At 62.2% G+C, this 22,079-nt stretch carries 17 protein-coding genes and 1 other RNA gene; 9 read left to right on the top strand and 9 right to left on the bottom strand.

Annotated elements, in window-relative coordinates; translation table 11 throughout:
• Positions 1 to 95 precede the first annotated feature (95 nt).
• Together ssrS and FJQ89_RS13310 are read left to right on the top strand one after the other, a co-directional pair.
• A non-coding RNA gene (ssrS, locus tag FJQ89_RS13315) (6S RNA) lies at positions 96 to 273 on the top strand.
• A gap of 78 nt (positions 274 to 351) precedes the next feature.
• Complete coding sequence (locus FJQ89_RS13310) at positions 352 to 816, top strand: EVE domain-containing protein (protein ID WP_141170512.1); 465 nt, start codon at positions 352 to 354, stop codon at positions 814 to 816.
• 9 nt (positions 817 to 825) lie between these two features.
• Here the strand turns inward: FJQ89_RS13310 and lgt are convergent, their stop codons facing one another.
• A complete protein-coding gene (gene lgt, locus FJQ89_RS13305; protein WP_141170511.1) occupies positions 826 to 1,656 on the bottom strand; it encodes a prolipoprotein diacylglyceryl transferase in 831 nt (276 codons plus the stop codon).
• 79 nt (positions 1,657 to 1,735) lie between these two features.
• Positions 1,736 to 2,647: a LysR family transcriptional regulator gene (locus tag FJQ89_RS13300; RefSeq protein WP_141170510.1), complete on the bottom strand. Its 912-nt coding sequence runs from the start codon at positions 2,645 to 2,647 to the stop codon at positions 1,736 to 1,738.
• Between the two features lie 173 nt (positions 2,648 to 2,820).
• Between FJQ89_RS13300 and ilvD the strand changes: the two genes are divergently transcribed.
• A complete protein-coding gene (gene ilvD, locus FJQ89_RS13295) occupies positions 2,821 to 4,692 on the top strand; it encodes a dihydroxy-acid dehydratase (protein ID WP_141170509.1) in 1,872 nt (623 codons plus the stop codon).
• A 223-nt stretch (positions 4,693 to 4,915) separates the two neighbouring features.
• Positions 4,916 to 5,227 carry a c-type cytochrome gene (locus tag FJQ89_RS13290; protein ID WP_071075742.1) on the top strand — a complete coding sequence of 104 codons (312 nt, stop codon included), beginning with the start codon at positions 4,916 to 4,918 and terminating at the stop codon, positions 5,225 to 5,227.
• 21 nt (positions 5,228 to 5,248) lie between these two features.
• Here the strand turns inward: FJQ89_RS13290 and FJQ89_RS13285 are convergent, their stop codons facing one another.
• Positions 5,249 to 6,247 carry an NAD-dependent epimerase/dehydratase family protein gene (locus tag FJQ89_RS13285; protein WP_141170508.1) on the bottom strand — a complete coding sequence of 333 codons (999 nt, stop codon included), beginning with the start codon at positions 6,245 to 6,247 and terminating at the stop codon, positions 5,249 to 5,251.
• Positions 6,248 to 6,338: 91 nt separating this feature from the next.
• Between FJQ89_RS13285 and FJQ89_RS13280 the strand changes: the two genes are divergently transcribed.
• On the top strand, positions 6,339 to 7,241 hold the full coding sequence (locus FJQ89_RS13280) for a LysR family transcriptional regulator (RefSeq protein ID WP_141170507.1): 903 nt from the start codon (positions 6,339 to 6,341) through the stop codon (positions 7,239 to 7,241).
• Here FJQ89_RS13280 and FJQ89_RS13275 read toward each other — a convergent pair.
• From FJQ89_RS13275 to folD, 5 genes are all read right to left on the bottom strand, one after another.
• A complete protein-coding gene (locus tag FJQ89_RS13275; protein WP_071075745.1) occupies positions 7,234 to 8,376 on the bottom strand; it encodes a branched-chain amino acid ABC transporter substrate-binding protein in 1,143 nt (380 codons plus the stop codon). The two genes, FJQ89_RS13280 and FJQ89_RS13275, sit on opposite strands and share 8 nt — an antisense overlap.
• A 296-nt stretch (positions 8,377 to 8,672) precedes the next feature.
• The gene (locus tag FJQ89_RS13270; protein WP_141170506.1) at positions 8,673 to 9,050 is read right to left on the bottom strand and encodes a hypothetical protein; all 378 of its coding nucleotides are present in this window, start codon (positions 9,048 to 9,050) and stop codon (positions 8,673 to 8,675) included.
• The gene (locus tag FJQ89_RS13265; protein ID WP_141170505.1) at positions 9,047 to 9,472 is read right to left on the bottom strand and encodes a DNA polymerase III subunit chi; all 426 of its coding nucleotides are present in this window, start codon (positions 9,470 to 9,472) and stop codon (positions 9,047 to 9,049) included. The genes FJQ89_RS13270 and FJQ89_RS13265 overlap by 4 nt, the downstream gene beginning before the upstream one ends.
• A gap of 7 nt (positions 9,473 to 9,479) precedes the next feature.
• Entirely contained in the window at positions 9,480 to 11,564 is a 2,085-nt protein-coding gene (locus FJQ89_RS13260; RefSeq protein ID WP_423245206.1) for a M3 family metallopeptidase, read from the bottom strand.
• Positions 11,565 to 11,684: 120 nt separating this feature from the next.
• Entirely contained in the window at positions 11,685 to 12,530 is an 846-nt protein-coding gene (gene folD / locus FJQ89_RS13255) for a bifunctional methylenetetrahydrofolate dehydrogenase/methenyltetrahydrofolate cyclohydrolase FolD (RefSeq protein WP_141170504.1), read from the bottom strand.
• A gap of 648 nt (positions 12,531 to 13,178) precedes the next feature.
• Here folD and aceE point away from each other — a divergent pair.
• The 4 genes from aceE (at position 13,179) to FJQ89_RS13235 (ending at position 21,245) form a co-directional block, all read left to right on the top strand.
• On the top strand, positions 13,179 to 15,875 hold the full coding sequence (gene aceE / locus FJQ89_RS13250) for a pyruvate dehydrogenase (acetyl-transferring), homodimeric type (RefSeq protein WP_141170503.1): 2,697 nt from the start codon (positions 13,179 to 13,181) through the stop codon (positions 15,873 to 15,875).
• Positions 15,876 to 15,969: 94 nt separating this feature from the next.
• Positions 15,970 to 17,643 carry a dihydrolipoyllysine-residue acetyltransferase gene (aceF, locus tag FJQ89_RS13245; protein WP_141170502.1) on the top strand — a complete coding sequence of 558 codons (1,674 nt, stop codon included), beginning with the start codon at positions 15,970 to 15,972 and terminating at the stop codon, positions 17,641 to 17,643.
• 10 nt (positions 17,644 to 17,653) lie between these two features.
• Complete coding sequence (gene lpdA / locus FJQ89_RS13240) at positions 17,654 to 19,438, top strand: dihydrolipoyl dehydrogenase (protein ID WP_141170501.1); 1,785 nt, start codon at positions 17,654 to 17,656, stop codon at positions 19,436 to 19,438.
• A 637-nt stretch (positions 19,439 to 20,075) separates the two neighbouring features.
• A complete protein-coding gene (locus FJQ89_RS13235) occupies positions 20,076 to 21,245 on the top strand; it encodes a hypothetical protein (protein ID WP_141170500.1) in 1,170 nt (389 codons plus the stop codon).
• Between the two features lie 23 nt (positions 21,246 to 21,268).
• Here the strand turns inward: FJQ89_RS13235 and FJQ89_RS13230 are convergent, their stop codons facing one another.
• Positions 21,269 to 21,985, bottom strand: a complete 717-nt coding sequence (locus FJQ89_RS13230) for a TetR/AcrR family transcriptional regulator (RefSeq protein WP_099762403.1) — start codon at positions 21,983 to 21,985, stop codon at positions 21,269 to 21,271.
• Between the last annotated feature and the right edge of the window lie 94 nt (positions 21,986 to 22,079).

Below are 22,079 nucleotides of genomic sequence, written 5' to 3'. Positions count from 1 at the left end.
GCTCGCTACGGTTTTGTTCAGTGTTATTAATTGGAATTTAAGCGGATACGCTACGATTTGTCTTTGCGATGCGCGAGCAAAGGAGTAAACTTGGGTCTACCCTGCGGTGTTCGCGATTGCCATATATTCCTTGAACCATTTATGCGCATCGGTTGCGAATTTTGTTTGATGGGAGTGAGCGTCGCTCGTTCGACGAACCCGAAATTGAACTAACGTGACCACCTTGAACCGTTTGGTTCGGGATGCCGGCATAGCGGCACAGGCGGGGCCTAATTTGCATTACCACTGAAAACGGTTGCCGCATCATGCGCAACCGTTTTTTTACGTCTGTCGCTTTGATACGGAGTTTAGATGAAACAATATTGGCTGATGAAATCCGAACCCGATGAAGTGAGCATCGACGACCTGATGGCGGCGCCGCAGCACACCATGCCGTGGTTCGGCGTGCGCAACTACCAGGCGCGCAACTTCATGCGCGATGGCATGCGGCCGGGCGATGGCGTGCTGTTTTATCATTCCAGCTGCCCGCAACCGGGTGTGGCGGGCGTGGCCGAAGTGGCCAGCGGCGCGTATCCCGATCACAGCCAGTTTGAAGAGGGTGGCAAGTATTTCGATCCGAAGGCGACCCATGAACAGCCGCGCTGGATCAGCGTCGATGTGCGGGGCGTGAAGAAGACGGAGTTGCTGCCCCTGTCCGAGATGCGCCAGATGCCGGAGCTGGAAGACATGCTGCTGTTGAAGAAGGGCAGCCGCCTGTCCATCACGCCCGTGACGCCGGCGCAATGGAAAGTGATTACCAGCAGGTTGAAGGCCTAGGGCGGCCGATCAGGCGTCCGCCACGCGGGCCTTGGTGGGCGGCGTGCCCATTACCTGGCTCTTGTATGCCCACACCAGCAGCGCGATGGCGCCGACGATCATCGGCAGCGACAGCATCTGGCCCGAGGTGATGGGCACACCCAGCCACACGACTTCCCAGTCCGGCGTGCGGAAGTATTCCGTGAAGAAGCGCGCGCACCCGTACAGCAGGGTGAACATGGCGCCCACTGCCATGCGCGGGCGCTGCTTGCGCGCATACAGCCACAGGATGATGAACACCAAAATGCCGTCGACCAGCATCTGGTAGATCGGCGACGGATGCACGGGGTACGGAATGCCCGGCCACTGCATGGCCCACGGCAAGCTGTCCGGCGCAATACGGCCCGGCAGTTCTGCATTGATGAAGTTACCCAGGCGGCCGGCCGCATAACCGAGCGGCACCAGCGGGGCGATGAAGTCGAGCACGTCGAACAGGTTGCGGCCCGCCTTGCGGCTCCACAGATACATGGCCAGGATGACGCCGAGGAAGCCGCCATGGAAGGACATGCCGCCGTGCCACACCATGAAGATCTCGAGCGGATTGTGCATGAAGTATTCGGGGCGGTAGAACAGCACTTCGCCCAGGCGCCCGCCGATCACCACGCCCAGCATGCCGTAGAACAGCATGTCATCGAGGTCTTCCTTCTTCCAGCCCAGCACGGCGATGTGCGGCTGCTTGATGCGCACGCGGCCCAGGATAATGAACAGGGCGAAGGCCAGCACGTACATCAGGCCGTACCAGTGCACGGCGAGCGGGCCGATTTGTATGGCGATCGGATCGGGCATCGGGTGTATCAGCATGGGGTTTCTTTCTTTGTTTAAAGCGAAGGTTGCGTAGTATGGGGGCGCTTGCGGTTTTTTGCCTTAGCGGCCACTTAATTTAATCGGCAGTCGCGCTGATCTGCTTGCGCAGCAGCGCCAGGAAACCCTGCAGCACGGCGGACGGATTGTCGCGGCGCCAGGCCAGGCCCGTTTCCACCAGCGGCGTGGCGTCCTGCAGCGGCCTGTATTCTACGCCCGGGCGCATCAGATTCGATACCGATTGTGGCACAAGCGCGATGCCCATGCCAGCCGAGACGAGGCTGACGATAGTTTGCATCTGGATCGCTTCCTGGCCGATCTGCGGCGTGATGCCGGCCGCGCGGAACACGCCGAGGATCGCGTCGTGCAGGGCGGGCGAAATCGCGCGCGGGAAAATGATCAAAGGCAGGGGCGGCAGGTCGCGCAGGCGCACGGGGCCGGGCGACTTCAATATGTCGAGGCCGGACGGCGCGGCCAGCACCAGCGGCTCGGTCAGCACGGGCAGGTAATCGAGCTCCCCTTTTGCCTTCTCGGGCAGCGGCGGGATCAACAGGCCCGCATCCGTGCGACCGGCCAGCAATTCATCGAGCTGCAAGTCGGAGGTGGCTTCCTGCAGCGCGATCTGCACCTGCGGATAGGCTGTCTGATAGGCGCGCAGCAGCGGTGGCAGCACGCTGTAGTCGGCCGAGGAAACGAAAGCCAGGCTCAGACGCCCCGCCTCGCCCTGCGCGGCCCGCCGTACCAGCGCGGGCAAATCGAGCGCCTGCGCCAGCAGCCGGCGCGCCTCGGGCAGCAGGGCGCTGCCTGCCGGCGTCAGCCGCACCTCGCGCCGGGTGCGCACGAACAGGGGCGCGCCCAGCAGCTCTTCCAGCGCCATGATGGTTTGCGACAGCGGCGGCTGCGTCATGTGCAGGCGCGCGGCGGCGCGGCCGAAGTGCAATTCCTCGGCAACGGTGACAAAGTAGCGCAGCTGGCGCAGTTCGAGATTCATATGTGTTTCCATGCAGATTGATTGCTGTGATATGCAAATCGACTCACAGACATGTGCATCATATATTTGACAGTGGGGCGCGCACAAGGCAATCTGACGTACCCCCACTGTATGCAGGGTTTTGTTGAAAATCCGCGCAGTCAGGCATCAATCATCCTTGGAAGGACCCCATCATGCCGCAATACCGCTCCCGCACCACCACCCACGGCCGCAACATGGCTGGCGCCCGCGCCCTGTGGCGCGCCACCGGCATGAAGGATGGCGACTTCGACAAGCCGATCATCGCCGTCGTCAACTCGTTTACCCAGTTCGTGCCCGGTCACGTGCACCTGAAAGACCTGGGGCAGATGGTGGCGCGCGAAATCGAGGCGGCCGGCGGCGTGGCCAAGGAATTCAATACCATCGCCGTCGATGACGGCATCGCCATGGGCCACGGCGGCATGCTGTATTCGCTGCCCTCGCGCGACCTGATCGCCGACTCCGTCGAATACATGGTCAACGCCCACTGCGCCGACGCCATGGTGTGCATCTCGAACTGCGACAAGATCACGCCGGGCATGCTGATGGCCGCCATGCGCATCAACATCCCCGTCGTGTTTATTTCCGGCGGGCCGATGGAAGCGGGCAAGGTCGTCAAGGTGGTCAACGGCACGCAGAAGATCATCAAGCTCGATCTGGTCGACGCCATGATCAAGGCGGGCGACAGCAGTGTCTCCGACGCCGACGTGGCGGAAATCGAACGTTCGGCCTGTCCGACCTGCGGTTCCTGCTCCGGCATGTTTACGGCCAACTCGATGAACTGTCTGACCGAAGCGCTGGGCCTGGCCCTGCCTGGCAACGGCACGATTCTGGCCACGCACTCCGACCGCCAGCAACTGTTCCTGCGCGCGGGACGCCTGATCGTCGAACTGGCCAAGCGCCATTACGAGCAGGACGATTACTCGGTGCTGCCACGCTCGATCGCCACCAAGGCGGCGTTCGAGAACGCCATGGCGCTCGACGTCTCCATGGGCGGTTCGACGAATACCGTGCTGCACTTGCTGGCCGCCGCCCACGAGGCGGAGGTGGAATTCACGATGGCCGACATCGACCGCATCTCGCGCAAGGTACCGTGCCTGTGCAAGGTGGCGCCGATGACGGACAAATACCATATCGAAGACGTGCACCGCGCGGGCGGTATCGTGGGCATCCTGGGCGAACTGGCGCGCGCCGGCCTGCTCAACACCACTTTGCCGACCATCCACGCGCCTACCCTGGCCGACGCCATCGCGCAAAACGACATCATGTGCACGGACAATCCGGCCGTGCATGAGTTGTTCCGCGCCGCCCCGGGCGGCGTGCCGACGCAGACGGCGTTCTCGCAGTCGGAGCGTTTTGCCGCCGTCGACACGGACCGCGCCACCGGCTGCATCCGCGACAAGGCGCATGCGTATTCGCAGGATGGCGGCCTGGCGGTCCTGTACGGCAACCTGGCCGAAAAGGGCTGCATCGTCAAGACGGCGGGCGTCGATGAAAGCATTTTGAAATTCTCGGGCAAGGCGCGCGTGTTCGAAAGCCAGGATACCGCTGTTGAAGCGATTCTGGCCGATACCGTGCATGAGGGCGACGTCGTCATCATCCGCTACGAAGGCCCGAAAGGCGGTCCCGGCATGCAGGAAATGCTGTATCCGACCTCGTACATCAAATCGAAGGGTCTGGGCAAGGCGTGCGCGCTGTTCACGGACGGGCGCTTCTCGGGCGGCTCCTCGGGCCTGGTGATCGGCCATGCTTCGCCTGAAGCGGCCGAAGGCGGCGCCATCGGCCTGGTGGAAGAGGGCGACTTCATCGACATCGACATCCCCGAGCGCAGCATCAACCTGCGCGTGACGGATGCCGAGTTGGCCGCGCGCCGCGCCGCCATGGAAGCGAAGGGCGACGATGCCTGGCTGCCCGTCAACCGCGAGCGCTACGTCTCGCAGGCGCTGCAGGCGTATGCGGCGCTGACGACGTCGGCCGACCGCGGCGCCGTGCGTGACCTGTCGCAGCTGAAAAAGCAGAAACGCTGATTTGTTGTATAAGTGCGACGGCCGGCCCCATTTGACCGTGCGGGGCCGCCTGTCGTTACATCGCCTTACAAACAACATGGTCATGCGTGCGCAGATGGGGCAGAATATGAGTGCCTAATCGCTACTACATTGCGTTACTACATTGAAACGCTTGATCTGGGCTCGTGGTGCATCTGCGGAAACACAGTAAAATGCCGCAGGAAGTAACTTTGGAGAAAAGACAATGAAACGTTTTATGTTGGTGAGTGTATTGACCGTATCGGCTCTGGCATCGCAAGCAGCGTTGGCCAATCCGGACCTGGCGAAAGCAAAAAACTGCATGGCTTGCCATGCGGTGAGCACGAAACTGGTAGGTCCTGCGTATAAAGACGTGGCGGCCAAATATGCCGGTCAAAAAGACGCGGAAGCCAAGCTCGTGGCGAAAGTCATGAAGGGCGGTTCCGGCACCTGGGGCGCGATCCCGATGCCAGCCAATCCGCAAGTGAGCGATGCGGAAGCCCATACCCTGGTTAAATGGGTACTGGCACAGAAATAATCTGTGCCGCAGTACCTGCAATTAGCGCGCCGGCAATCCCGGCGCATTTTTTTTGCCTGCTGCATCTAAATTGCCCATGCCTTCCAGGCTTGCCCGCACCGCCTCGTCGAGCGGCGTATGCGGTTCCTGGCCCAGCACGGCCAGCAAGCGCGCATTCTCCATGCGCAAGGGCGTTTGCCACAGATAGCGCATCTCGCGCATTTCGCGCAGAGTCGCCACAAACGGCGACGCCAATGCCACCAGCCACCATGGAAAGCGCCGGATGGCGGGCGTGGTTCCCATGGCCTGTTTCACCACGCGGACAATTGCGCCCGTCATTTGCCGGCCGTCGTGGTCCCAGTGGCCGGCCATGTGAAAGCGCGCAAACGCGGGCAGGGTGGCGCGCATGGCCAGCAATTGCAGCATCGTGCGCGCCACATCGGGCAGGTAGGACCATTGATGGCCCACACCGGGCGCACCCGGATACAGCACGCTGCGCACGCTCTGGCCAGGCTTGACGAGGCCCTGCGAAAACCAGTTATTGCCGGCGCGGGGGCCGAAGAAGTCGCCCGCGCGCACGATGATGACCTTGGCGCCCTGCGTGCTGGCCCGTTCCAGCCGCGCTTCCAGTTGCACGCGGATGGCGCCTTTGCGCGTCTGCGGGTGCTGCGGCGCGTCTTCTGCCAGCAAGGGGAAGGCATCGGGGCCAAAGTTGTACACGGTGCCGGGCAGCACGATGGTGGCGCCTTCGGCAATCGCCGCCGCGATGGTGTTGTCGAGCATGGGCGGCACCAGCCGGCCCCAGTGGCGGTAGCCGGGCGGGTTGACGGCGTGCACGATGACGGCGCAGCCTTTGGCGGCCGCCAGCACGTCCGCGCGCGACAGCGCATCGCCGCGCAGCCATTCGATGTTGTCTCCCCGTGGCGGTTGTGCTGCTCCCCGCGTCAAGGCGCGTACCCGCCAGCCCGCCGACAGGAGCTGGCGCAGCATCTCGCCGCCGATGCCGCCCGTGGCGCCCAGTACCAATACTGTTTTGTCCATATTGTCCTCCGTGTGGTTGATGGCGCCAGTATCTGCCGCGCAGGGCTAATTGAGAATTGACGAACATCGATCAGAGGCTATACATTTATGTATGACTACCACCATTGCCTGGGAATACTATCGTTCGCTGCTGGCCGTGCTGAAGCACGGTTCGCTGTCCGGCGCGGCCCGCGCGCTGGGCATCACCCAGCCCACCGTCGGTCGGCACATCGCCGCTCTGGAAAAGGAGCTGGGTGCGACCCTGTTTACGCGTTCGCAGCAGGGCTTGCTGCCCACGGAAGTGGCGCTGGCGCTGCGGCCCCATGCGGAAACCATGGAGCACACGGCGGCCCTGATGGCGCGCGCCGCCAGCAGCCAGGGGCAGGACGTGGCCGGCACCGTGCGCATCGCCGCCAGCGAAGTGGTGGGCGTGGAAGTGCTGCCGACTATATTGGCCCGCCTGCGCGAACGCCATCCGGAACTGGTCATTGAACTGGTATTGAGCAACAAGGTGCAGGATTTGCTGCGCCGCGAGGCGGACATCGCCGTGCGCATGCTGCGTCCGCGCCAGGAACAGCTGGTGGCGCGCAAAGTGGGCGATATCGAACTGGGTTTGCATGCGCACGCGGATTACCTGGCGCGCCATGGCACGCCGGCCGGATTGCCGGATCTGGCGCAACACGCCATCATCGGCTACGACGAAGCGAGTCCCTTCGTGCGCAACGCGGGCGCCGCCTTTGAGGGTTTCTCGCGGGATAACTTTGCCTGGCGCAGCGACAGCGACCTGGCGCAACTGGCATTGATACGGGCGGGCGCCGGCATCGGCGTGTGCCAGGCGGGGCTGGCGGCGCGCGATCCGGCCCTGCGGCGCGTGTTGCCGCAAGCGTTTGCGCTACCGATGGAAACCTGGGTCACCATGCATGCAGACTTGCGCGGCAGCCTGCGCTGCCGCGCCACCTTCGACGCGCTGGCCGAAGGTTTACGCGATTACGTTGCCAGCCAAGCGCTTACTTGATGACTTCCATCTTGGTTTTCTTGCCATCGCGATAGGTGAACAAAGTCAGCGCGCCATCCTTGATGTCGCCGTTGGCATCGAACGAGATCGGGCCCGTCACGCCCTGGTAGTGCACCTTGGCCAGGAATGGCAGGTAGACGGACGGTTTCGACGATTTGGCGTCGGCCATGGCGGTGGCCATGGTCATCACGGCATCGTAGACGTAGGGCGCGTACAGCTGCACTTCCATATTGTATTTCTGCTTGTAGCGGGCGCGGAAATCGTCCATGCCTTTTTGCTGCGCGCCCGTCACGCCGCCCGCTTCCGCGCAGGTGACCATGTCTTCGCCCACGGCGTCGCCGGCCAGCTTGCCCAGCGGTTCCGTGCACAAGCCATCGCCACCCATGAACTTGGCCTTGATGCCCAGCGCCTTCATCTGGCGCAGCATGGGGCCGCCCACGGAATCCATGCCACCGAAGAAGATCAGGTCGGGATTCTTGGATTTGATGCTGGTCAGGATGGCATTGAAGTCGGTCGCGTTGGCATTCGTAAATTCCTTGCCGACGATTTGCACGCCTGGCGCCGCCTTCTTGGCGCCCTTGACGAACTGTTCTGCCACGCCCTGGCCGTAGGCCGTGCGGTCATCGATGACGGCGATTTTCTTCGCCTGCAGCTTGCCCACGGCATACGCGCCCAACGTTCCCCCCAGCTTGTTGTCATTGGCCACCACGCGGAAGGCCGTGTTGAATTTCTGCTGCGTGTACGTCGGGTTGGTGGCGGCCGGCGAAATCTGCGGAATGCCGGCATTGAAGTAAATGCGCGAGGCGGGAATCGTCGTGCCCGAGTTCAGGTGGCCGACGACGCCGTTGACCTTGGCGTCGACCAGCTTTTGCGCCACGGCCGTGCCCTGCTTGGGATCGGCTGCGTCATCTTCGGGCACCAGCACGAATTTGACGACTTTGCCGTCGATCTTGAAGCCTTTGGCGTTCAAGTCTTCGATGGCCATCTTGGCCGCGTTCTCGTTATCCTTGCCCAGGTGGGAGCTGGCGCCAGAGACCGGGGCGACGTGGCCTATCTTGATGATTTCCTGCGCGCCCGCATGGCCGGCAAAAGCGAGGGCGAGGGCGAGAGGAAGGACTTTGGTCTTGAGCAGCATAAACATTCTCCAATGGATAAAGATACGGCGGCGTCTCGTGAAACCGCTTCGAATGGCGGTACGTGTGAAGAACGGTACAACAAAAAACAGGCGGCGCAAAGCCGCATTTGGGGCTTTTTGCATTTTGTCGCAACAATCACCAAAGTGAGGCGCGATGCACCGGTTTCGCAGGCGCGAGCGCACCAAAGAATGGCGTTGGAGGAAAGAATAGGGTAGGTCGGGAACGTCGGGAACGTCGGGTAGGTCGGGTAGGTCGGGTTAGCGCGTAGCGCGTAACCCGACATTGCTGGCGATGCTCAGGACTGTGCAGGCGGATGCAAATGTCCCAGCTCATGGCTCACCGCATGCGCCACGATCTGTTCCAGCGACTGCTGCAAGTCTGCGCGCAGGGCGCCGCGCATGCCGATCAGGGCGTTTTGCAGGGCCGTCTGCAGGACGTGGGCGATGCGCTCTTCCAGCAGATGGTCGATCTTGCCCTGCACCTGGTGCAGGATGCGCTGCGTCAGCCGCTGTTCGATGGCGTCCCAGTCGGGTTGTGCCACCGCTGGCGGCAACGCCGGCGTTGCCTCGACAACAGGCTCGGCTGGGATGGCGGGCGCCACCTCAGCCATCTCCGGCCCCAGCAGCACCTCCGTCAGCAGGGGAATGCCCTGGTCGAATGGCAGCTGGCTCATGCTTTCCCCGCCACGAAGTGCGTCAGCTGCACGTCTTGCTGGCGGTAGTGCAGGAAGCGCTGGCGGCCCGCCTGCGCATCTTGCGCATCCATGGAGACGATTTCAAAGACGCGCTGGAACTGCGCGTAATTGGCGGGCGGCAACTGCGACAGGTTGACGAGGATGTCGTGGTGCGGCAGCTCGGCCGCTTCGTCATCGGTCAATATGATGGGCGTTTGCGTGGCCAGCGGGTCGCCAGCCAGCACGTGCGGCAGGAAATCCGTGGCGGAAATGGTCCACATGGCGCTGTTCAAGGCGTCGAGCTGGGCACTGTCGGCCGCCAGCACGACGACCTTGTTGCCAGCCATATACGCCTTGCGCGCCAGACGGCAGGCGTAGGCCAGCTTGTCGGGCACGTTGCTGTGAAAATCGACGCGGCTCATGGCGAACTCAGGCTGCCATGCCGCTGTGGCGCAGCAGGGCGTCGATCGACGGTTCGCGGCCACGGAAGGCCGTGAACGATTCCAGCGCCGGGCGCGAGCCGCCGACGGACAGGATTTCTTGCAGGTAACGCTTGCCCGCTGCCGTGGTGGCGGCCGGTCCCAGCGCGCGGGCTTCTTCAAACGCCGCATAGGCGTCGGCGGACAGCACCTCGGCCCATTTGTAGCTGTAGTAGCCGGCCGCGTAGCCGCCGGAAAAGATATGCCCAAAGGAATTTTGGAAGCGGTTGAACGGGGGCGGGATGATCAGCGCGAACTTGGCGCGCACGCCGTCGATCAGCTGCTGCACGCTCTGGCCCGTGCTGGCATCGTAGTCATAGTGCAAATGCATGTCGAGCAAGGAAAATTCCACCTGGCGCAGGGTTTGCAAGCCGGACTGGAAATTCTTGGCCGCCAGCATCTTGTCGTACAGTGCGCGCGGCAGCGGCTCGCCCGTGACGGCATGCGCGGTCATGTGTTCGAGCACTTCCCATTCCCAGCAGAAGTTTTCCATGAATTGCGATGGCAGTTCCACGGCATCCCATTCGACGCCGGCAATGCCCGACACGCCCAGCTCGTCGACGACGGTGAGCATATGGTGCAGGCCGTGGCCGAATTCGTGGAACAGGGTGATCACTTCATCGTGCGTAAACAATGCCGGCTGCACCTGGCCGTCGACCACGGCCGGTTCCGTGAAATTGCAGGTCAGATAGGCGATCGGGGTTTGCACCTGGCTGGCATCGGCACGGCGGCCGCGGGCATCGTCCATCCAGGCGCCGCCGCTCTTGCCCGCGCGCGCATACAGGTCCAGGTAGAACTGGCCGACCAGCTGGCCGTCGCGCTCGATGCGGTAAAAACGTACGTCAGGGTGCCAGACGGGCGCCGTATCGAGTTTGATCTCGACCGTGAACAGGTTCTGGATCTGGCGGAACAGGCCGTCGATCACCTTGTGTTCAGGGAAATACTGTTTGACTTCCTGGGCCGAGAACGCGTAGCGGCGTTCCTGCAGCTTTTCGGAGGCGTAAGGCACGTCCCACGCCTGCAGTTCGGCGATGCCCAGTTCTTCCTGGGCGAACTGCTTCAGCTCAGCCAGGTCCTTCTCGGCGAACGGGCGCGCGCGTTGGGCCAGGTCTTCCAGGAAAGTGATGACTTGCGCGGGCGAGGTGGCCATTTTGGAGACCAGCGACACTTCGGCGAAATTGGCGTAGCCGAGCAGCTGTGCCTCTTCGTTGCGCAGGCGCAACAAGGTGACGATGTTTTGCGTGTTGTCCCAGTCCTCTTTCTTGCTGAAGACCTCGCCCTGGTCCGATGCCTTGGTAGCGTTGGCGCGGTAGATGGTTTCGCGCAGCGCGCGATTGTCGGCAAATTGCAGGATCGGGTAATACGACGGGAAGTGCAGCGAGAATTCGTACCCTTGCTTGCCCGCTTTTTCGGCGGCGGCGCGGGCGGCTGCTTTCACGTCGTCGGGCAAGCCGGCCAGGTCGCTTTCGTTCTCGACCAGCAACTTGTAGTCATTCGTGGCGTCGAGCACGTTTTCGGAAAAACGCGTACCGACGGCCGCATGTTCTTCCTGGATGGCGCCAAAGCGCTCTTTCTTGTCTTCTGGCAACTCGGCGCCGCCCAGGCGGAAGTCGCGTACGGCATTCTCGACGATGCGCCGGCGCGCCGGCGACAGGTCGGCGAAATCGGCGCGGGCCTGCAATTGCTTGTATTTGCCGAAGAGGATTTCGTTCTGGCCCAGCTCGGTCAAGAACTCCGTGACCTTGGGCAGGTTCGCATTGTAGGCGGCGCGCAATTCCGGCGTATCGATCACGCTATTCAAGTGATTGACGATGCTCCAGGCGCGGCCCAGGGTTTCGGCGATCTGGTCCTGGGGGACGACGAAGTTTTCCCAGCTTACTTCTTCCATGGGCGCTTCCAGCTGCGCCACCGTGGCGCGTGCCTGTTCCAGGAGGGTATCGATGGCAGGCGTGACATGCTCGTGCGTGATCGCGTCGAAGCGTGGCAGTCCGGAAAAATCAAGCAGGGGATTGGTATTCATCGTCGGTTCGTCCATTCTGTCTTCATATATGAAGCGCCTGAAAAACGTTCAGGGCAAGGCGCGGTGCCGAAGGCAGTACGAATAGTACGGCGAGGCACTGCAACGCAGCCATGGACGTTTTCTCAGGTGCTCCTCTTAAATGCGCTCGGCGGCTTCGACCGTGTTCATTAATAACATGGTGATCGTCATCGGGCCAACACCACCTGGCACGGGCGTGATGTGGGAGGCGACTTCTTTCACGCCGGCAAAATCCACATCGCCACACAGCTTGCCGTCATCGTCGCGGTTCATGCCCACGTCAATGACGATGGCGCCCGGCTTGACCATGTCGGCCGTCAGGGTGTTGCGGCGGCCGACGGCGGCCACGACCACATCCGCCTGGCGCGTGTACAGGCCCAGATCCGGGGTCGCACTATGGCAGATGGTGACGGTAGCGTTCGCTTGCAAGAGCAGCAGGGCCATCGGCTTGCCGACGGTGTTGCTGCGGCCGATGACGACGGCGTGCTTGCCGCGCAGGTCGACGCCCGTGCTTTCGATCAACTTCATGCAGCCATACGGCGTGCACGGGCGGAAGCCGGGCAAGCCCGTCATCAGTTCGCCGGCGCTCAGCACGGAATAGCCATCCACGTCTTTCGTCGTGGAGATCGCTTCGATGACCTTGTGCGGGTTGATGTGCTTGGGCAAGGGCATTTGCACGAGGATGCCGTGGATGGCGGGGTCCGCGTTCAGGCTGGCGATGCGTGCCAGCAAGTCCGCTTCGGACAGGTCCGCTTCATATTTTTCCAGCACCGAGTGGAAACCTACGTCGCCGCACGCCTTGACCTTGTTGCGGACATACACCTGGCTGGCCGGGTCTTCGCCGACGAGTATCACGGCCAGGCCGGGCTGGGTGCCCTTGGCCGTGAGGGCGGCGGCGCGCGTGGCGATCTCGCTGCGCAGTTTTTGGGAGAGGGCGATTCCGTCGATCAGTTGTGCTGGCATGGTAGGGAGGCTGTGTGGGAGGGAAAAGACAGATTATAAAGCCGGGCGACGCAAAGGGGCGGTTTTGGCGTAACAACAGCGGGCCAGAGACGCGGGCCTGAGAAAATGCCGATGGCGGCGTTGCAGCTCCTTGCCGTACTGGCGTACTGTCTGTGTCGCCGCGCCTTGCCCTCGACATTTTTCAGGCCCGCCTGGCCCGGTATAAAAGCGGGCCAGAGACGCGGGCTTGAGAAAATGCCGATGGCGGCGTTGCAGCTCCTTGCCGTACTGGCGTACTGTCTGCGTCGCCGCGCCTTGCCCTCGACATTTTTCAGGCCCGCTTGGCCCGGTATGCCTGTGCGGACGACTGGGGCGTTAATGCGTTTTGCTGGTGTGCTGGTGGCCTAGGGAGCGCAAGGGGCTGCGGTTCTTTTGGCGCCGTTTTTGGCACTTTGATCATCCTAATTTCCGGGCAGAATTTGCGGCAGTGCAGCATAAATTCCATAGGGGTATTTCACAATATGAAATGCTATATCGTAATTTGAAAAATACTAAATACGCTGTTAGAATCCCCACACTAAACCGACTTAATAGTAAATAATCAGCGAAATACCGTCCGACAGCGATCCGGAAAATCGGGGTGGGGCGTTCACAAAGGAGACTCAACAGATGTCAGCTCAACTGAACCAGGTAACGACACAGATCGGCACCGACCCGGATATGCAGGAAACCAAGGAGTGGCTGGACGCGCTCGAAGCCGTTCTGGAAAATGAAGGTCCGGAACGCGCGCATTACCTGATGGAGCGCATGGTTGACCTGGCCCGCCGCCGTGGCGCCCAGATCCCGTTCTCCAGCACCACCGCCTACGTCAATACCATCCCCACCAAGCAAGAAGCACACTGCCCAGGCAACCTGGAATACGAAGAGCGCCTGCGCTCGTGGATGCGCTGGAACGCCATGGCCATGGTGGTCAAGGCCAACCGCGCCGACGGCGACCTGGGTGGCCACTTGTCCTCGTTCGCTTCGCTGGCGAACATGCTGGGCATCGGTTTCAACCACTTCTGGCACGCACCAACGGCCGACCACGGCGGCGACCTGCTGTACATCCAGGGTCACTCCTCGCCCGGCGTCTACGCGCGCGCCTTCCTTGAAGGCCGGCTCTCCGAAGAGCAAATGCTGAACTTCCGCAAGGAAGTCGACGGCAAGGGCCTGTCCTCGTATCCGCATCCAAAGCTGATGCCTGACTTCTGGCAGTTCCCGACCGTGTCGATGGGCCTGGGCCCGCACATGGCGATCTACCAGGCGCGCTTCCTGAAATACCTGCACGCACGCGGCATCGCCAAGACCGACAACCGCAAGATCTGGGCCTTCTGCGGCGATGGCGAGATGGACGAGCCAGAGTCCTTGGGCGCGATCGGCCTGGCCGCACGCGACATGCTCGACAACCTGGTCATCGTGGTCAACTGCAACCTGCAGCGCCTGGACGGCCCTGTGCGCGGCAACACCAAGATCATCCAGGAACTCGAAGGCGAATTCCGTGGCGCCGGCTGGAACGTCGTCAAGGTCATCTGGGGTCCGGGCTGGGATGCCCTGCTGGCGCAAGACAAGGAAGGCATCCTGCAGCGCGTGATGATGGAAACCGTCGACGGCGAATACCAGAACTACAAAGCGAAAGACGGCGCCTACGTGCGCAAGCACTTCTTCGGCAAGCATCCGAAGCTGCTGGAAATGGTTGCCAACATGACGGACGACGACATCTGGCGCCTGACCCGTGGCGGCCACGATCCGCACAAGATCTACGCGGCATTCAAGATCGCCCAGGAACACAAGGGTCAGCCGACCGTCCTGCTGGTGAAAACCATCAAGGGCTACGGCATGGGCAAGTCCGGCGAAGCGCGCAACACGGCGCACCAGACGAAAAAACTCGACGATGAAGCCATCCGCGAAATGCGCGACCGCTTCTCGCTGCCTATCCCTGACGACAAGCTGGCCGACATTCCGTTCTTCAAGCCAGCCGACGACGCGCCGGAAATGGTCTACCTGCACGAGCGCCGCAAGGCCCTCGGCGGCTACCTGCCGCAGCGCCGCCAGAAGTCGGAAGAAACCCTGCCAGTGCCTGGCCTGGACGCGTTCAAGAACGTGCTCGAAGCCACGCCTGAAGGCCGTGAAATCTCGACCACGCAAGCCTTCGTGCGCGTCATCTCGACCCTGCTGAAAGACCCGAACCTGGGCCAGCGCGTGGTGCCTATCCTGGTCGATGAATCGCGTACCTTCGGCATGGAAGGCCTGTTCCGCCAGATCGGCATCTACAACCCGAAAGGCCAGTTGTACGAGCCAGTCGACAAAGACCAGGTCATGTACTACCGCGAAGACAAGGCTGGCCAGATCCTGCAAGAGGGTATCAACGAAGCGGGCGGCATGAGCTCGTGGATCGCTGCGGCGACGTCGTATTCGACCAACGACCGCATCATGATCCCGTTCTACACCTTCTACTCGATGTTCGGCTTCCAGCGCATCGGCGACCAGGTGTGGGCTTCGGCCGACATGCGCGCCCGCGGCTTCCTGATGGGCGGCACGGCCGGCCGCACGACACTGAACGGCGAAGGCTTGCAGCACGAAGATGGCCACAGCCATATCTTCGCCGCGACCATCCCGACCTGCATGCCGTACGATCCGACCTTCAGCCATGAAGTCGCCGTCATCATCCAGGACGGCCTGCGCCGCATGATCGCCAACCAGGAAGATGTGTTCTACTACATCACGATCATGAACGAGAACTACGCCCAGCCAGGCATCAAGCCAGGCCAGGAAGAAGGCATCCTGAAAGGCATGTACAAGCTGCAGGAAGGCCAGGCTGACGCCAAGCTGCGCGTACAACTGATCGGCTGCGGCACCATCCTGCGCGAATCGATCTTCGCTGCAGAACTGTTGCAAAACGACTGGGGCGTGGCTGCCGATGTGTGGTCGGCGCCGTCGCTGACCCTGGTGGCCCGCGATGGCCAGGATGCGGAACGCTGGAACATGGTCAACCCGTCGAAACAGCAGCGCGTGCCTTACGTGACGTCGCTGATGCAGGACACGGACGGCCCGATCGTCGCCACGACCGACTACATGCGCGCGTTTGCAGAACAGATCCGCGCCTTCATGCCGAAGGGCCGCACCTACAAAGTGTTGGGCACCGATGGCTTTGGCCGCTCGGACAGCCGCGCCAAGCTGCGCGAGTTCTTCGAAGTGAACCGTTATTATGTCACCGTGGCCGCGCTCAAATCGCTGGCTGACGAAGGCAAGATCGACGTGTCGGTGGTGGAGCAGGCGATCGCCAAGTACGGCATCGACGCGAACAAACCGAATCCGGTGACCCAGTAATCGTTGTGCGGACCCGATGATGCCAGGGCGGTGCGAAAGCGCCGCCCTGGCGTGTGTGCGGGTCCATCTGACAAATAAAATAACGGAGCAAGCTATGAGCATTGTGGAAGTCAAAGTCCCGGATATCGGCGATTTCAAGGAAGTCGAGATCATTGAACTGATGGTCAAGCCAGGCGACACGGTCAAGGTTGACCAGTCCCTGATCACGGTCGAATCGGACAAGGCCAGCATGGAAATTCCATCGAGCCATGCCGGTGTCGTCAAGGAATTGAAAGTCAACGTGGGCGACAAGATCGCCGAAGGTTCGCTGGTGCTGCTGCTGGAAGTGGCGGATGACGCGTCCGCTCCGGCACCTGCCGCCGCTGCGCCTGCACCGGCAGCCGCGCCAGTTGCTGAAGCCGCCGCTGCCGCCACACCTGCCGCCGCCCCTGCGCCAGCCGCCGGCGGTCTGGTCGAAGTGACCGTGCCCGATATCGGCGACTTCAAGGAAGTCGAAGTCATCGAACTGATGGTCAAGGTCGGCGACGCGATCAAGGTGGACCAGTCGCTGCTGACGGTCGAATCGGACAAGGCCAGCATGGAAATCCCATCGAGCCACGCCGGTATCGTCAAGGAATTGAAGGTCAAGGTCGGCGACAAGGTCGCCAAGGGTAGTCTGGTACTGGTGGTGGAAACGACCGGCGCCGCTGCTGCTCCTGCCGCTGCTGCACCAGCCGCCGCTCCTGCACTGGCCGCGCAAGCTGCCGCCGCGCCAGCCGCCGCCGTCGCTTCGGCGCCGGTCGCCGCTGCCCCGGCGCCTGCCGCCGCGCCTGCCGTGAACGGCAAGTTGGCGCACGCGTCGCCATCGATCCGCAAGTTCGCGCGCGAACTGGGCGTGGAGCTGGCCAGCGTGGGCGGTTCCGGTCCGAAGGGCCGCATCACCCAGGAAGACGTGCAGAACTTCGTCAAGGGCGTGATGTCGGGCGCTGTCGCCGCGCCAGGTGCTGCCAGTGCACCGGTCGCCAAGGCCGGTTCCGGCGTGGGCCTGGACTTGCTGCCATGGCCGTCGCTGGACTTCAGCAAATTTGGCACGACCGAACTGCTGCCGCTGTCGCGCATCAAGAAAATCTCGGGTCCGAATTTGCACCGCAACTGGGTCATGATCCCGCACGTCACGCAGTTCGACGAAGCGGATGTGACGGACCTCGAAGCGTTCCGCGTCGACACCAACGCGGCCAATGCGAAGAACAAGGATGCGGCCAAGCTGACGATGCTGGCCTTCGTCATCAAGGCGTCGGTCGCCGCGCTGAAGAAATTCCCCGCGTTTAACGCCTCGCTCGATGCCAAGGGCGAAAACCTGATCCTCAAGCAGTACTACAACATCGGCTTCGCGGCCGACACACCGAATGGCCTGGTGGTACCCGTGATCAAGGGCGCGGACCAGAAGTCGGTCTCGCAGATCGCCCGCGAAATGACGGAACTGTCCTTGCAGGCCCGCGAAGGCAAGCTGAAACCGGCCGACATGCAGGGCGCCAGCTTCACGATTTCGTCCCTGGGCGGCATCGGTGGCACGCACTTCACGCCTATCGTGAATGCGCCGGAAGTGGCGATTCTGGGTCTGTCGAAAGCCTCGATCAAGCCGGTATGGGATGGCAAGGCCTTCCAGCCACGTTTGATGATGGGCACCTCGCTGTCCTACGACCACCGCGTGGTCGATGGCGCGATGGGCGCGCGATTCTCCGTGTACCTCGGCGAAGTCCTGGCCGACATGCGCAAAATTCTGCTGTAAGGAGCGATTGATGAGCACAGTAGAGGTAAAAGTACCGAATATCGGCGACTTCAAGGAAGTCGAAGTCATCGAACTGATGGTCAAGGTGGGCGACACCATCAAGGTGGACCAGTCGCTGATCACGGTCGAATCGGACAAGGCCAGCATGGAGATTCCGTCGACCCACGCGGGCGTCGTCAAGGAGTTGAAAGTCAAGGTCGGCGACAAGATCGCCGAAGGCAGCGCGCTGCTGGTGCTGGAAGCGACTGAAGGCGCGGCCGCTCCCGCAGCTGCCCCAGTAGCCGCTCCCGCGCCTGCCGCAGCCGCTCCGGCAGCTGCTGCAGCCCCTGCCCCTGTCGCCGCCATCCCGGCCGGCAGTTACAGCGGCCAGGTCGACATCGACGTCGACATGATGGTGCTGGGCGGCGGTCCTGGCGGTTATTCGGCGGCGTTCCGCGCGGCCGATCTGGGCCTGAGCACCGTCATCGTCGAGCGCTACGCCACCCTGGGCGGCGTGTGCCTGAACGTGGGCTGCATCCCGTCGAAGGCGCTGCTGCACGTCGCCTCCGTCATCGATGAGACGGCGCACATGTCGAACACGGGCGTGACGTTTGCCAAGCCGTCGATCGATATCGACCAGGTACGCAAGTACAAGGAAGGCGTGATCTCGAACATGACGGGCGGTCTGGCCGGCATGGCCAAGGCGCGCAAGACGCAAGTGGTGACGGGCGTGGGCCAGTTCCTCAGCGCCAATCACATCGAAGTGACGGCAGCTGACGGCTCCAAAAAAGTCGTGCAGTTCAAGCAAGCCATCATCGCCGCCGGTTCGTCCGTGGTGAAGCTGCCCTTCGTGCCGGAAGACCCGCGCATCGTCGATTCGACGGGCGCGCTGGAATTGCGTCAGATCCCGAAACGCATGCTGGTCATCGGTGGCGGCATCATCGGCCTGGAAATGGCGACTGTGTACTCCACGTTTGGCGCGCGCATCGACGTGGTCGAAATGATGGATGGTCTGATGCAGGGCGCCGACCGCGATGCGGTCAAGGTGTGGCAGAAGTTCAACGAGAAGCGCTTCGACAACATCATGACCAAGACCAAGACGGTGGCCGTCGAGGCTCTGCCGGAAGGCATCAAGGTCACGTTTGAAGCGGCCGAAGCGGGCGCCACGGCGCCGGCGCCGCAAATCTACGACCTGGTGCTCGTCGCCGTGGGCCGCAGCCCGAACGGCAAGAAGCTCGCTGCCGACAAGGCCGGCGTGCAGGTGACGGACCGTGGCTTCATCAACGTCGACAGCCAGATGCGCACCAACGTGCCGAACATCTTCGCCATCGGCGATCTGGTGGGCCAGCCGATGCTGGCGCACAAGGCCGTGCATGAAGCCCACGTGGCAGCGGAAGCTGCCGCCGGCCAGAAGTCGCACTTCGACGTCAAGGTGATTCCGTCGGTCGCCTACACCGACCCGGAAGTGGCATGGGCCGGCATCACGGAAGACGAAGCGAAAGCCAAGGGCATCAAGGTCGAGAAGGGCCACTTCCCGTGGGCCGCCTCGGGCCGCGCCGTGGCCAACGGCCGCGCCGAAGGTTTCACCAAGCTGCTGTTCGATGCGGAAACGCACCGCATCATCGGCGGCACCATCGTCGGCACGCATGCGGGCGACATGATCGGTGAAATCGCGCTGGCCATCGAAATGGGCTGCGACGGCACCGACATCGGCAAGACCATCCACCCGCACCCGACGCTGGGTGAATCGATCGGGATGGCTGCTGAAGTGTACGAAGGCGTGTGCACGGACTTGCCGCCACCGCGCAAGCGCTGATGTTGTAGCGCTGTGTCGTAATACTAAAAACCCCGCAAGCGATTGCGGGGTTTTTTATTGTCCAACGACGATTAAATCCCTCATCGGCGGCACGCATGCGGGCGACAGGTGAACGATGAAGCGGCGAAATCGCGCTGGCCATCGAAATGGGCTGCGACGGCACCGACATCGGCAAGACCATCCACCCGCACCCGACGCTGGGTGAATCGATCGGTAGGTTGGCAAAAGCGTGCCGAAGTGTACGAGGGCGTGTGCACGGACTTGCCGCCACCGCGCAAGCGCTGATAAAGAATTAACTTTCAGTACAAAAAACCGGGCGTTTTCCCGGGTTTTTTTTATATCCATTGATCCTGGCAGCGTAAATCTCAGATTAAGCGCGGCGGATTCGCCCCGCGTGAAAATTGGAGAGTATTGCTGCATGGAAAAAGTGGCAGAATGAGGGTCTGTCACCATGTTTGCTTCAATAGCAGCGTGTAATTTTTCCAGGAATGTTGCCAGCGTGTGGGGCGCTCAAGTTCCGCTGTACTGAGAGCCTGTCCCAGTAGATGAATACATCCCCTGCCTTGTCCGCGCTCCTGATGAACTGCCAGCAGAAGACGTTCCCTACTGGGATAGGATCTAAGAAAGTTTTGCAACAATGAAAAAGTTTACCGCCCTTCATATCGCCGATGTCCGTTTGCGTCGGGCTGATGAGCAAGAGCAAGCCGTGATGCTGCATGCCTTGTGCCAGGATGTGGCCGCTATCCTGGCGGCGGGCAAGCAGATCGATGCGATTTTCTTCACGGGCCAGCTGGTGGCGCCCGACGCCTGTGCCGGCACGACACCCGTGTATGTCTACGAAAACTTCCTGCGCCCCCTGCTGCAGGCGGCCAGCTTGCCCGGTGCGCGTTACTACCTGGTGCCGGGCAGCCGCGCGCAGGGCGTCGCCGCGGCGGCGCTGGGCAATGCGGGTTTCAGTTTTTTCTCCGCCGATGAACACGCCAGTGCCGAGCAGCGCGCGCACTACAAGAATATCCACGCCGTGTTCCACGGCCACCAGCATACGGGCGATGCCAGTTCACTGATGAAGTCGCTGGGCATTCTGTTCAAGAGCAATCCCGGCAGCCTGTACGGTGCGCATGGCCAGATGGCGGCGTTTTCCGTGCTCGAGTTCGGCACGGGCGGGGCAGATGGCGACGCGCCAGGCACGCAGTGGACAGTGTCGCTGCGCGAGTTCGACGATGTGAGCAAGAACTTCGCCCTGTCGGTGCTGTACACGCCGAATGGCCAGGAAACGGGGCAGATGGATGCCGAGCATGTGTTTGCCACCTTGCTGCCGCAGCTGGCAGGCGAACGCGCTTATCTCGATGGCTTGCTGGGCCATGCGGGCGGGCAGCAGCGCGTGGGCGCCGGCGTGGCTGCCGATGCACGCGAATTCCTGATTGAGCTGGCGTTCGTGATGTTCGAAGCCCAGACCGAGTTCCTCGGCGAAGCGGAGCTGCAGCGTTTTGCCAGCGACTATTGTGGTGTGAAGGGGTGGAGCATGGCAGCCGGGGAATGGCTGGCGCCGCTGTATGCGCAGGGCTTGCTGCTGCGGAGCGATGGCCAGGTGGCGTTTTCCTTCGATTATTTCCGCACCTATTTCCTCGCGCAGCGCTTTGAAACCTCGTTCGATCTGATGCGTTATGGCCCGGAACGGCATGATGGAAGTGAGTCTTCACTTGGCTTGCATGCCGCCTCGGCAGCTCAGCCTTTCCTGCGTGCGCTGGGCTTGAACGAGGAGCATGCCGTAGCGGCGATGCAGGAAGAGGGCGGCCGCCCTGGCTGACCTTCGCGGCCAGCCTTCCCGCGTCAGTTCGCCAGCGGCTGGCGCAAGGTGCCGCGCAAGAACAGGTCCAGGCTGAGCGCCACTTTGGCGCGCAATTGCGCCACGTCCGGTTGGGCTTGCGGTGGAAACAGCAGGCGCGACATCTGATCTCCCAGCAGGCAATTGAGCAGGTGCAGCGTCAGGATGGATGGCGTCAACTCCGCGCGAAACAGCGGCGCGATGTCGGGGCGGCTGAAAAACCTGGTCAGCATCTCGCGCGTCTGTCCCGGTCCCACCTTGTAAAACGTTTCCGCCAGTTCCGGGTGCGTGGCCGCTTCGGCCACCACCATGCGATTCAGGCGGATCGCCGCCGGCATGGTAACGAGCTGCACGAACAGCAGGCCGAATTCGCCCAGGATGGTGGGCAGGGGCCGCATATCCGTTTCCAGCGCCGGCATGGTCGAAAAATAGGCGGCACGGCGCAATTCCACCACCGCATTGAACAAGCCAGCCTTGCCGCCAAACTTCACATAAATCGTGCGCACGGCCACATGGGCTTCGCGGGCGATCATTTCCAGGCTCACCTTCCCATACCCTTTTTCCAGAAACAGGCAGCCGGCCGTGTGCAGCAGGTTTTCCATGCGCGCCTCCATGTCGGCCGCGCGCGGACGGCCGGCCGGCTTGCCGCAGCAGGAAAGCTCCTGGGCGGCGTCGGATTCTGTAGTGGTGGGCAAGGTATCGCTGAGGCCGGGATCGGACATGGTCTGGGTCTCTTTATAAGTTGGAAGGTAAGTGATGGCTCACACTGTAGTGCAAATTAAAATGAAATGCAATCGTTTCATTTCTTGACTTTGG

It is taken from the genome of Janthinobacterium tructae (genome assembly GCF_006517255.1).
GTDB classification, from domain to species: domain Bacteria; phylum Pseudomonadota; class Gammaproteobacteria; order Burkholderiales; family Burkholderiaceae_D; genus Janthinobacterium; species Janthinobacterium tructae.
This window is presented reverse-complemented; position numbering and strand designations above follow the sequence as displayed.